Here is a 10960-nt window from a genome sequence, read left to right as displayed (position 1 = left end):
GCGCCGGCGCCGCCGGCACCGCCGAAGCTGCCCGCGAGAGTCCCGCCGCCCCCGCCGGTTCCGCCGGCGCCGCCAGACCCGATCAGGAACGCGTTGCCGCCGGCACCGCCGTCACCGCCGATGTTGCCCAAGGTTGCGGTCCCGCCCATCCCGCCGGCGCCACCGTTGCCCCACAGCCACCCGCCGGTGCCGCCGGCGCCGCCGGCGAAGCCGGGAGAACCGGTCCCGCCGGCCCCACCGCGGCCGATGAGGCCCGCGGGGCCGCCGGCGCCGCCGGCCTGCCCGGTCCCACCGGAGCCACCGTTGCCGCCGCGACCAAACAAAAGCCCGCCCGCCCCGCCGGCCTGCCCGGTCCCCGGTGCGCCGTCGGTGCCGGGGCCGATCAGCGGACGGTTCAACAGCAGCTCGGTCGGGGTGTTGATCACCCCGAGCACGTCTTGCGCAATGGTCTGAAGTGGGTTCGCGCTGGCCGCCTCGGTCGCCGCGTAGGCGCCGCCGGCACTCTGCAGCAGGTCGACGAATTGGTTGTGAAACACCGCGGCTTGGGCGCTGAGCGCCTGGTATTGGGCTGCGTGATTGGAGAATAAGGAGGCGATCGCGGTCGACACCTCATCACTCGCCGCGGTCAGCAGGCCGGTGGTGTTGGCCGCCGCGGCCGCATTGGCCGTGCCCAGCGATGAACCGATGCCCGCCAAATTCTCCGCCGCCGTGGCGACCGCGTCCGGAACTGCAACTACAAACGACATCCGACAACCTCCAGGTCGCCCCCGACAAGCGGATAGTAGGCACTTCGGGTACCTAATTAGACGTGGTTACAACAATTCAAAGCTGTTTCCCAGCCGCAGCTAAGCGGGCAACAATAAATCAACCCCGAATTTGCGGCGTTTCGGCGAACCGGAGGTAACCAGCGTCATGGCCCCGTTACTCGCTGGCTGCGGTGGATTTCTGCTCGCCGTTTTGTGGATGGACCTGATTTTCGACGTCCAGGTTCTTCAAAATCGAAGCGCGGGTGACGAATTGCCCGAGCCGGTGCTCGCTTCGATCGCGGGCTATTACCATCGCGCGACCACCACGTCGCGACCGTTGAGCCGGTTGATCGCCTTGGTCATGCTGATCTTGTTGGCGGCGTTGGGCTTTCAGGCCGCCCGGGGCCACGACCCCGGGTGGCTGCTGGCAATCTCCGCGGCGCTCGCGGGTGTCCCGATGGTGCTGGCGCTGACGCGCACGGTCCCCGCCGCCGTTCGGCTCGGGTACCGGGCGGACGGTCCGGCCGAACAAACCCGGCTGGCGCGAGCGATCTGCCGCGACCACCTGGTCTGCTTCGGTGGGATGTTGGCATTTGTGATCCTGTGGACCACCTGATACGTCGTAGTGACCGCGCGCTGGTCGGGGGCGGCTGGCCACGTCAACGGCGTCCGTACTAAACTAGAACACGTTTCAGTTCTTTTACATCGGTCAAGCTTCCAGGAGTAGGCATGCACACCGCGATCTGCGACGAACTCGGCATCGAGTTCCCGATCTTCGCCTTCACCCACTGCCGCGACGTCGTGGTCGCTGTCAGCAAGGCCGGTGGTTTCGGCGTGCTGGGCGCCGTCGGCTTCACGCCCGAGCAGCTGGAGATCGAGCTCAAGTGGATCGACGAAAACATCGGCGACCACCCCTACGGCGTCGACATCGTGATCCCGAACAAGTACGAGGGCATGGATTCGCACCTGTCGGCCGAGGAGCTGGCCGACACGCTGCGCAAGATGGTGCCGCAGGAGCACCTGGACTTCGCGAAGAAGATCCTGGCCGATCATGGTGTGCCGGTCGATCACGCCGACGAGGACACCCTGCAACTGCTTGGCTGGACCGAGGCGACCGCTACCCCGCAGGTCGAAGTCGCGCTGCAACACCCGAAGGTGGCGATGATCGCCAACGCGCTGGGCACTCCCCCGGCCGACATGATCAAGCACATCCACGAATCCGGCCGCAAGGTGGCCGCTCTCTGCGGCTCACCGTCGCAGGCCCGCAAGCACGCCGACGCCGGGGTCGACATCATCATCGCCCAGGGCGGCGAGGCCGGCGGCCACTGCGGCGAGGTGGGCTCAATTGTGTTGTGGCCCCAGGTCGTTAAGGAGGTCGCGCCGGTGCCGGTGCTCGCGGCGGGCGGGATCGGCAGTGGTCAGCAGATCGCCGCGGCCTTGGCCCTCGGCGCGCAGGGCGCGTGGACCGGTTCGCAGTGGCTGATGGTCGAGGAAGCCTCGAACACCCCCGTTCAGCAGGCCGCATATGCCAAGGCGTCCAGCCGTGACACCGTGCGCAGCCGTTCGTTCACCGGCAAGCCGGCCCGGATGCTGCGCAACGACTGGACCGAGGCGTGGGAGCAGCCGGACAACCCCAAGCCCCTCGGAATGCCGTTGCAGTACATGGTTTCCGGCATGGCCGTGCGGGCCACGAACAAATACCCGAACGAGACGGTCGACGTCGCGTTCAACCCGGTCGGTCAGGTCGTCGGGCAGTTCAACAAGGTGGAAAAGACGTCGACCGTCATCGAGCGGTGGGTGCAGGAATACCTGGAGTCGACCAACAGGCTGGACGAGCTGAACGCCGCCGCCGCCGTCTGACGGCGGCTACTCGTCGACTTCGTCGAGCTCGTCACTACCGGGGCCGGTGAAGACCTCCTTCGTCCGGTCCACCGCATAGGTGCCGATGTCGATCGAGTTCTGGACGATGCCGCTGGCGCCGCCCGCGAGGTCACCCCGGATGATGTCGCTGGCGTGTTCAACGATGTCCGACGCCTTTTCGACTGCATTGGTGGCGATGTCGCGGACTGCGTCGACTGCGTCTTTCGGATTGAAGCCCATCGGAATCTCCTTTTGTCGCAGGACCTTTGGGAACGACTCTAGTGGCGATCGCGAGCGCGGCGTAGCCGGGCGCTGCGGATCGCCACCATCGGCTCTAGTGGCGATCGCGAGCGCGGCGTAGCCGGGCGCTGCGGGTCGCCACCATCGGCTCTAGTGGCGATCGCGAGCGCGGCGTAGCCGGGCGCTGCGGGTCGCCACCATCGGGTCTAGTAGTTCACCAGGGTGCGCCAGTAATCCTCGGGGATCTCGGCGCCGGACCGCAATATCCGTGCCAGCCCGATAGCCATCGCGATCCCGAGGAGGCCCAGCCACAATCCGGCCAAGGCGATGAACCCCCAAAGCATGGCAGTGACCGCCGGCCACGGCGACAACACGGCGAGCACCGGCGCGAAGAAGAAGCCGGTCCCGACGTACCAGGCGGAACCCGCGCGATCCGACGCGAGGACGAAGCGCAGCCAGCGCGGGACCGATGCTTCGGGGGGCCGAGTCTGGCTCATCGCATCAGCCGGTCATGACGACGGGGGGAAGAATCCCGCCCCGGTGAACCATCCCTCTTGCCAGCCCTTGTCTCCCAGACAGAGCATGGGCAGGCCGCGCTCCGACTGCGCCGCCGCTTGCGGGCCCGGGCACCTCGCGCCGGCCTGCTGCACCCCGTACAGCGGATATGAGATGACCCAGTAGCCGGTGGTGGCCGCGGGGAACTGGTTCGGCGGCGGGAAGTGGCACGCCTCCGCCTGGCCGCTGGGGCCCCGCCCGAAGATGAAGCGCTCGTAGTTGTCGCAGGGCGCGCCCAGCGAGGCGTCGTAATTCATGTTCGGCACGTCGCCGTCGTAACCTGCGGCGGCGCACGGGGCCAGGCCGATCGTGATGCCCGCGATAGAAGCGGCGCTGAGCAGTTCCCGAATCATGTTCCACCCCACCTGTCGCCGATGACCTGCACAAAGCATATGGGACGGTCAGGAGCGTCGGTAGGTGCAGATCAGCACCCCGGTCCCGGTCGTCGTCGCCGAGACGAGCTCGAGCGCCCGGGCCCGTCCGTCGTCGGGGAACACCCGCTTGCCGCCGCCGAGCAGGATCGGCTCGAGCATCAGCCGGTATTCGTCGACCAGGTCGTGCTCGATCAGCTGTGAGACCAGCGACGCGCTACCCATCACCTGCAGCGACCGGCCGTCGCGTGCCCGCAGCTCGCGTATCGCGCCGATCGCGTCGTCTGCGGGCAGCAGGGTCGAGCCGTGCCAGTCGAGATCGCTTTGGCTGAGCGACCGCGACGCCACGTATTTGGGGATCTCGTTCATCCGGTCCGCGAACTCGTCGCCGGCGCGAGCCGGCCAGGCGGCGGCCATTGTCTGCCAGGTGCGACGGCCGAACAACAGCGCGTCGGTCTCGGCCAGCAGTTCGGAGACCGCCGGTCCCATGGTCTTGGGTTCGAAGTACGGCATCGACCAACCGCCGTGTGCGAATCCCCCGTCGCTGTCCTCGCCCTGGCCGCCCGGGGCTTGGACGACCCCATCCAGGCTCATGAAGTGGCTGGCAACGATGCGCATGTGCTCCCTCTCGGTCGATCGGCCTCTCGTACCGATACAGACCGGCGGCGCGCGGGAAACTCATCGGCGGTGAACATGTTGCAATTCGGCCTGGCGATCTTGCCGCAATCCTTCCCAACGGTGGTGTAGCGGTGGTTTATTTGGCACAAAGAAGACGACTAGACGACTTCGTATGAAGGAGCGGACCTTGTCAGCATCGAAGACAACCACCGAGCCGAATCTGCCGCCCGGATTCGATTTCACCGACCCGGACATCCATGCCGAGCGGTTGCCGGTGGAAGAGCTGGCCGAGCTGCGCCGAACCGCGCCGATCTGGTGGAACGAGCAGCCGATCGGGGCCGGAGGCTTCGACGACGGCGGGTTCTGGGTGGTGTCCAAGCACAAGGACGTCAAGGAAATCTCGCTGCGCAGCGACGTCTTCTCCAGCCTGGAAAAGACCGCCCTGCCGCGCTACAAGGACGGCACGGTCGGCGAGCAGGTCGAACGTGGCAAGTTCGTCCTGCTCAACATGGATGCGCCGCAGCACACCCGGCTGCGCAAGATCATCTCGCGGGCCTTCACGCCGCGCGCCATCGAGCGCCTGCGCGACGACCTGGCCGATCGCGCCCGGCGCATCGTCGAGGAAGCGGCGGCCGAGGGCCGCGGCGACTTCGTCGAGCAGGTTTCGTGCGAGCTGCCGTTGCAAGCGATCGCCGGGTTGATGGGTGTGCCACAGGACGAACGCAAAAAACTCTTCCACTGGTCCAACGAGATGGTCGGCGACCAGGACCCCGAGTTTGCGAACAACGACGCCATCACCGCTTCCGTCGAACTCATCACGTACGGCATGCAGATGGCCGCCGACCGGGCGAAGAACCCGGGCGACGACCTCGTCACCAAGCTGGTGCAGGCCGACATCGACGGCCACAAGCTCTCCGACGACGAGTTCGGCTTCTTCGTGATCCTGTTGGCGGTGGCCGGCAACGAGACCACCCGCAACTCCATCACCCAGGGCATGATGGCCTTCACCGATTTCCCCGACCAGTGGGAGCTGTTCAAAAGGGAACGCCCCGGCACCGCGGCCGACGAGATCGTGCGGTGGGCCACCCCCGTCACGTCGTTTCAGCGCACCGCGCTTGAGGACTACGAGCTGTCCGGCGTGCAGATCAAGAAGGGTCAGCGGGTGGTAATGGTGTACCGCTCGGCCAATTTCGACGAGGACGTGTTCGACGACCCCTTCACCTTCAACATCCTGCGCGACCCCAACCCGCACGTAGGATTCGGTGGCACCGGTGCGCATTACTGCATCGGGGCCAACCTGGCGCGCATGACGATCGACCTGATGTTCAACGCGATCGCCGACGGCATCCCGAACCTGGAATCGATCGGCAAGCCCGAGCGGCTGCGCTCGGGATGGCTCAACGGGATCAAGCACTGGCAGGTCGACTACCACACCGACGGCGCGAAATCACCTGCCGCGCACTAGCCTCAAGGCATGGCCACCCATCGAGCTGTCCACGTCAAGTCCGCGGGCGCACCACTAGAACTGGTCGATGTCGAAACCAAGCCGCCGGGCCCCGGTGAGGCGCGGCTGACGGTCACCGCGTGCGGGATCTGCGGCACGGACGCACACTTTGTCGCGGGCGGCTTTCCGGGCATGACGTGGCCGCTGACGCCTGGGCACGAAATCGCTGGAACGATCGCCGAGCTCGGCTCGGGTGTCGAGGGTTTCGCGGTGGGCGATCGCGTGGCGGTCGGGTGGTTCGGCGGGTGCTGCTACCACTGCGACGAGTGCCGGAAAGGCCACTTCATTCATTGCGAGAACGGGAAGGTCCCGAGCTACCAATATCCGGGCGGGTACGCGGAGTCCGTGACCGTCCCGGGCAGCGCGCTCGCCCGGATACCGGCGGGGCTCTCCGACGCGGAAGCCGCGCCGATGGGCTGCGCCGGCGTCACCACCTACAACGCGTTGCGTCATACCAAGGCGCTGCCCGGCGACCGCGTCGCCGTCCTCGGTGTCGGCGGGCTCGGTCACCTCGGGGTGCAGTTCGCCCGGGCGATGGGTTTCGAGACGATCGCGATCGCCCGAGGCGCCGGCACGGAGGAGGATGCCCGCAAGTTGGGTGCCCACCACTACATCGACTCCACCGCGGCGGATCCCGCCGAAGCGCTCAAGGCCCTGGGCGGGGCGGCGGTCGTGCTGGCGACCGCGGGCAACTCGCCGGCGATGGCGGCAACCGTCGGCGGGATATCGCCGCAAGGCGAGCTGGTCACCATCGGCGTCACGCCCGAACCGTTGCCGATCAGTCCCATCCAGCTCATCACACCGGGGGTCAGCATCGTCGGGCATCCCTCCGGCACCGCGAAAGACGTTGAAGACACTATGCATTTCGCCGTTGTGTCGGGCGTTAGGGCATGGATCGAGGAGCTACCGCTGGCGCAGGCCGCCGAGGGCTACGCGGCTTTGGAGCAGGGGCGCGCTCACTACCGCACCGTTTTGACGATGTGACCGCGGGCGCGCTGTGACCGGCCTGTGGACCCTGACCGCATCCGACGGGGAGTTGCTGGTCCGCACCGGCGTCGCGGGCAGGGCGGCGCGAATGGGGCATCGGCTGACCATCGCGATGACGCGCTGGGAGGCCACCGTGGCCTGGGCCTCCGGCGAACCGGTCACCGCCGAGCTGACCGTGGACGTCGATTCGTTCGAGGTGCTGCGCGGCGAGGGCGGGGTCAAGGGGTTGTCCGGGCCCGAAAAAGCGGTGGTGAAATCCAACGCGCTGAAGTCGTTGGGCGCCAACCGTTATCCCGAGATCCGATTTAACGCGGACACGATCGAGAAGAGCGGCGACGGATACCGCCTTACCGGAAAGCTGCACATCCGCGGGCAGTCACTAAAACACGTGATTGACTTGCGCACAGAGGATCTCGGCGACCGGTGGCGAATGACCGTCGAATCGCGGGTTCGCCAAACCGATTACGGCGTCAAGCCCTACTCGCTGCTGATGGGCTCGGTGCGGGTCGACGACGAGGTGACGGTGTCGTTCAGCGCCGTTCACGCCAAGGACGGCTGAGTTCAGGCGCCGCGCTACGGCGTCGGGGTGTGCGGCGCCGCATCACCGGCGTCGCCGGGGATGTGCTCGAGCACCCGCGTCAAGTACGGCTGACGGTCGTTCGAGTCCGGTTGCTGCTCGCCGGGAGTGCCTTGCTGCTCCCCTCCGGCCCCCGACTCGGTGACCGGCTCGCCGGCGGGCGTCTTCGACTGCGGGGCCGTCGATACCGCCTCGGGGGGCGGAGCGGGGGCAGGCGCGACGGCCTCGGCGATCTGCGGCGGCGGCGCATGCACGACCCGCTTGCCCGGCGCAGACTCGCTGGCCGGGGCAAGGTGGATGCCCAGGGCGAGCGAGACGGACGAGACGAAGGTGATCGCTCCCGCGGCCAGCGCGGTCATGGCGCCGGCGTAGGACAGCCTGCGAGGCCGTTCCCGGGGCGCGACGGCGGGCTCACCGACGTGCGCCACCAGTTGATCGTCGGTGAACTCGGTGCTGCGGGCCGCGGCCAGCGCCGCGCCGCGCGCCACCGTCACCTGTGCCATCGTCTGCGCGAAAACCGGTACGGGCAAGGTCTTTTCGAGCTGCCAGGAAAATCCGTCGACGTCGCTGCCCCCGCCGACGACAACCACCCCGCCGGGCCGCCAGCCGGTCGGTCGTTCGAACATCCCGCTCAGCCAGGAAGTCAGGCCGTCGAAGCCGCCGCGCACGTGCTTGACGGCCGTCTGAGTCTGGCCCTCGTGAGTGGCGACCATGACTACGGTGGCCCAGTCCTGGTCGAGGATGCAGACGGCGGTCTGCTCGTACCCGATGACCGGGGCGATCGCGAGCGCCAGCGTCTCGACCGCCTCCAGCAGCCGGACGGGCACCACGTTGTCGAAGCCGGCGTCCGTCAAGGCCTCCAACAGCAGCGCCGCCTGCGCGGACGCATCGTCGTTCCAGGTGAGCCCGATGACACGCACCCGCCGTTCGCAGGCCGATGCGCGCGCATCCACCCGCAATACCTCGTCCGCCACTTGCTCCGCGGTGCTCAGGGCTCGGGCGCCACGGCCTGCGCGCAGGCTCAGCTCGGAATGGTCCAGGATCGTGCCGTCTGCGCCGTGTCCCTCGGCCAGGACCCATCCGAGGGTGGTCGGCGTCAGCGATAGCCCCAGTACCGTGTCCAAGTCTGCACCTCAATCGGTCCCGGACCTCCGAAGCCCTCGGCCGCACTCACGCAGCAAACGGTGCTGGTGCGGCGGTTCATGAGGGCCGGAACGGACCGGGATTGCGTGGTCTCCATCGGCTTGCTCCGTGAGAGCCTACGCGGTCCGCGCAAGTTCGGCTCCCCCCGGTTCCGATTCCCGTCAAACCCGCACGCGAACGTGGCCAAGCCGGCGATCCCTCCCGAGCCGGCCGCGAAAACGGCAGGTGACGGGCACCCAGGGCGTTTCAACCGGTCCGCCCATTTACGGCCCCGAAAAATTATCGCGGCCCGGCCGTCGAGCATTCGCCATCCGCAATCGAACGCGTGGGCGGCCAACTCCGACACACCGGACCGGCTCGGGACTATGTCACGCGCACCCGCTGGAAATCGAGGTCGCCATTTCCGATCGTGGGCGCCCGATCCCTTAAGTCGGATACCGTCCGCTCCCGTGGCTCTCCGCTCTCGTCAGGGCCGGCGGCCTCGGGGTTTGCGGCGCAACGGCCGCGAACCGGCGGTCCGGGGGTTCCCGCAGTTGGGCCCCTGCCATCGCCATATCCGCATTGCGAAATTCGGACCAAAACCGATATGAAACTGAGACACCAACGCGTCCCGATCGACATTTGGTCTAATAACCCGGTAAATTCCTGCCTGAGATCGCGATCACAGATACGGACAGGGGCAGGTATGACAGACGTGAGCGAGAAGATCCGGGCCTGGGGGCGCCGGCTTTTGGTCGGTGCGGCGGCGGCTGCCACCCTCCCGGGCCTGATCGGTCTTGTGGGGGGGTCGGCGACCGCGGGGGCGTTCTCCCGCCCGGGTCTGCCCGTCGAATACCTTCAGGTGCCGTCGGCTTCAATGGGCCGCGACATCAAGGTCCAATTCCAGAGCGGCGGAAGCGGCTCGCCCGCGGTGTACCTGCTCGACGGCCTGCGTGCCCAGGACGACTACAACGGCTGGGACATCAACACGCCCGCGTTCGAGTGGTACTACAAGTCGGGCCTCTCGGTCGTCATGCCGGTCGGTGGGCAGTCCAGCTTCTACACCGACTGGTACCGCCCGGCGTGTGGGAAGGCCGGCTGCTCGACTTACAAGTGGGAGACGTTCCTGACCAGCGAGCTGCCCGGCTACCTGTCGTCGCAGCGGAGCGTCAAGCCGAACGGTAGCGCCGCGGTCGGCATCTCGATGGCGGGTGCGTCGGCGATGAACCTGGCGAACTACCACCCAGGCCAGTTCATCTACGCCGGTTCGCTGTCCGGCTACCTGAGCCCGTCCACCGGGCAGGGCTGGATTGGCCTGGCGATGGGCGACGCCGGTGGCTACAAGAAGGAAGACATGTGGGGGCCGGACAATGACCCCGCGTGGCAGCGCAACGACCCGTTGGTCAACGTCAACCTGCTCGTCGAGCACAACACCCGGCTCTGGGTTTACTGCGGTAACGGGACGCCGAACGAGCTGGGCGGCGCCAACTTGCCGGCGACGTTCCTGGAGAGCAACTTCATGATCGGCGTCAACAAGAAGTTCCAGGACGCCTACAACGCTGCGGGCGGCCACAACGCCGTCTTCAACTTCCCCGCCTACGGCACGCACAGCTGGGAGTACTGGGGAGCGCAGCTCAACGCCATGAAGGGTGACCTGCAGAGCAGCTTGGGCGCGACCCCCGGCGGCGGTGGATAACCACCTGACCTGCCAGAGATTCCGCTACTGCGCTTGACGGCGACGTCAGGCGCAGTAGCGCGTCAGGGGGCCTTGAATCGGTCGGTGACGTCGGTCCACGCGGTCACGTCGGTGCGGTGGTTGTTCATGTTTCGGCACTGGCCGTAGACGCGCAGGACACCCACGTGTGGGGCCTCAGTCTGCCGATACACGATCGCCGTGACGGCGTCCTTGGTGAGGGACCGGGCGAACACGTGATCGTTGGGTGGTAGGCCCTCGGTCCAGCCGTGGCCGACGAGCGTCGCCGCGAGGCCTGGGAAGTAGGTCTCGGCTTGCGTGTCGGCGGGCAGCGCGAAGGTCAGGTAGATCGCGCCCTGGTACGGGGGGTCGTCGCGGTTTTTGCACGACATCAACGTGTAGCCCGCCGACGTCGTCCGCAGTCCGGTCAGGGTGACGATTTGCCTGGCCGACTCGACCGCCTGGGCCTGCGACTGATCGTCGCTGACCGGGTTGGCGGGATGGTCGAGAACATCGGAGGGCGTGGTGTGCAGCCTGTCCACCAGCAGGATGGCCCCGCTCATGAGCAGCGTGGCCGTCAGCGCGGCCGCGATCAGCGCGCGAACCTGTGTCGTGCGCAACCAATCTCCGCGAGACACCTGCGACATCAGTGCCCAGGCTAACTCGGGAGAGAATCTTCAATCATGG

The 10960-nt window shown here is 67.3% G+C and carries 13 protein-coding genes; 6 read left to right on the top strand and 7 right to left on the bottom strand.

The window, feature by feature from the left end; translation table 11 throughout:
* Nucleotides 1-746: PE family protein (locus tag AWB92_RS06460; protein ID WP_142281962.1), on the bottom strand; the 746-nt coding region annotated here is incomplete at its 3' end.
* A 166-nt stretch (nucleotides 747-912) separates the two neighbouring features.
* Between AWB92_RS06460 and AWB92_RS06455 the strand changes: the two genes are divergently transcribed.
* A complete protein-coding gene (locus tag AWB92_RS06455; RefSeq protein ID WP_085184560.1) occupies nucleotides 913-1362 on the top strand; it encodes a hypothetical protein in 450 nt (149 codons plus the stop codon).
* Nucleotides 1363-1475: 113 nt separating this feature from the next.
* Nucleotides 1476-2606, top strand: a complete 1131-nt coding sequence (locus tag AWB92_RS06450) for a nitronate monooxygenase family protein (RefSeq protein WP_068188872.1) — start codon at nucleotides 1476-1478, stop codon at nucleotides 2604-2606.
* 6 nt (nucleotides 2607-2612) lie between these two features.
* Here the strand turns inward: AWB92_RS06450 and AWB92_RS06445 are convergent, their stop codons facing one another.
* The 4 genes from AWB92_RS06445 to AWB92_RS06430 form a co-directional block, all read right to left on the bottom strand.
* Nucleotides 2613-2846: a hypothetical protein gene (locus tag AWB92_RS06445; RefSeq protein WP_085184559.1), complete on the bottom strand. Its 234-nt coding sequence runs from the start codon at nucleotides 2844-2846 to the stop codon at nucleotides 2613-2615.
* Between the two features lie 206 nt (nucleotides 2847-3052).
* The gene (locus AWB92_RS06440; RefSeq protein ID WP_085184558.1) at nucleotides 3053-3343 is read right to left on the bottom strand and encodes a hypothetical protein; all 291 of its coding nucleotides are present in this window, start codon (nucleotides 3341-3343) and stop codon (nucleotides 3053-3055) included.
* 12 nt (nucleotides 3344-3355) lie between these two features.
* The gene (locus tag AWB92_RS06435) at nucleotides 3356-3754 is read right to left on the bottom strand and encodes a hypothetical protein (RefSeq protein WP_085184557.1); all 399 of its coding nucleotides are present in this window, start codon (nucleotides 3752-3754) and stop codon (nucleotides 3356-3358) included.
* A gap of 48 nt (nucleotides 3755-3802) precedes the next feature.
* Nucleotides 3803-4390: a dihydrofolate reductase family protein gene (locus tag AWB92_RS06430; RefSeq protein WP_085184556.1), complete on the bottom strand. Its 588-nt coding sequence runs from the start codon at nucleotides 4388-4390 to the stop codon at nucleotides 3803-3805.
* 187 nt (nucleotides 4391-4577) lie between these two features.
* Between AWB92_RS06430 and AWB92_RS06425 the strand changes: the two genes are divergently transcribed.
* The 3 genes from AWB92_RS06425 to AWB92_RS06415 are packed head-to-tail and all read left to right on the top strand — an operon-like array spanning nucleotide 4578 to nucleotide 7440.
* Nucleotides 4578-5855, top strand: a complete 1278-nt coding sequence (locus AWB92_RS06425; RefSeq protein WP_173817367.1) for a cytochrome P450 — start codon at nucleotides 4578-4580, stop codon at nucleotides 5853-5855.
* A gap of 9 nt (nucleotides 5856-5864) precedes the next feature.
* Nucleotides 5865-6878: an alcohol dehydrogenase catalytic domain-containing protein gene (locus AWB92_RS06420; protein ID WP_085184555.1), complete on the top strand. Its 1014-nt coding sequence runs from the start codon at nucleotides 5865-5867 to the stop codon at nucleotides 6876-6878.
* 22 nt (nucleotides 6879-6900) lie between these two features.
* Complete coding sequence (locus AWB92_RS06415) at nucleotides 6901-7440, top strand: YceI family protein (protein WP_085184570.1); 540 nt, start codon at nucleotides 6901-6903, stop codon at nucleotides 7438-7440.
* A 14-nt stretch (nucleotides 7441-7454) separates the two neighbouring features.
* On the opposite strand, the gene AWB92_RS06410 is transcribed toward AWB92_RS06415, so the two are convergent.
* Nucleotides 7455-8582 (bottom strand): hypothetical protein, encoded by a 1128-nt coding sequence (locus AWB92_RS06410; RefSeq protein ID WP_085184554.1) that lies wholly within the window; start codon nucleotides 8580-8582, stop codon nucleotides 7455-7457.
* 704 nt (nucleotides 8583-9286) lie between these two features.
* On the opposite strand from AWB92_RS06410, the gene ag85B reads away from it, so the two are divergent.
* Nucleotides 9287-10276 carry a diacylglycerol acyltransferase/mycolyltransferase Ag85B gene (ag85B, locus tag AWB92_RS06405; protein WP_085184553.1) on the top strand — a complete coding sequence of 330 codons (990 nt, stop codon included), beginning with the start codon at nucleotides 9287-9289 and terminating at the stop codon, nucleotides 10274-10276.
* A gap of 62 nt (nucleotides 10277-10338) precedes the next feature.
* Here the strand turns inward: ag85B and AWB92_RS06400 are convergent, their stop codons facing one another.
* Entirely contained in the window at nucleotides 10339-10920 is a 582-nt protein-coding gene (locus tag AWB92_RS06400; RefSeq protein WP_173817366.1) for a hypothetical protein, read from the bottom strand.
* Nucleotides 10921-10960 lie beyond the last annotated feature (40 nt).

The organism is Mycobacterium sp. IEC1808, assembly GCF_002101935.1.
Classification (GTDB): domain Bacteria; phylum Actinomycetota; class Actinomycetes; order Mycobacteriales; family Mycobacteriaceae; genus Mycobacterium.
This window is presented reverse-complemented; position numbering and strand designations above follow the sequence as displayed.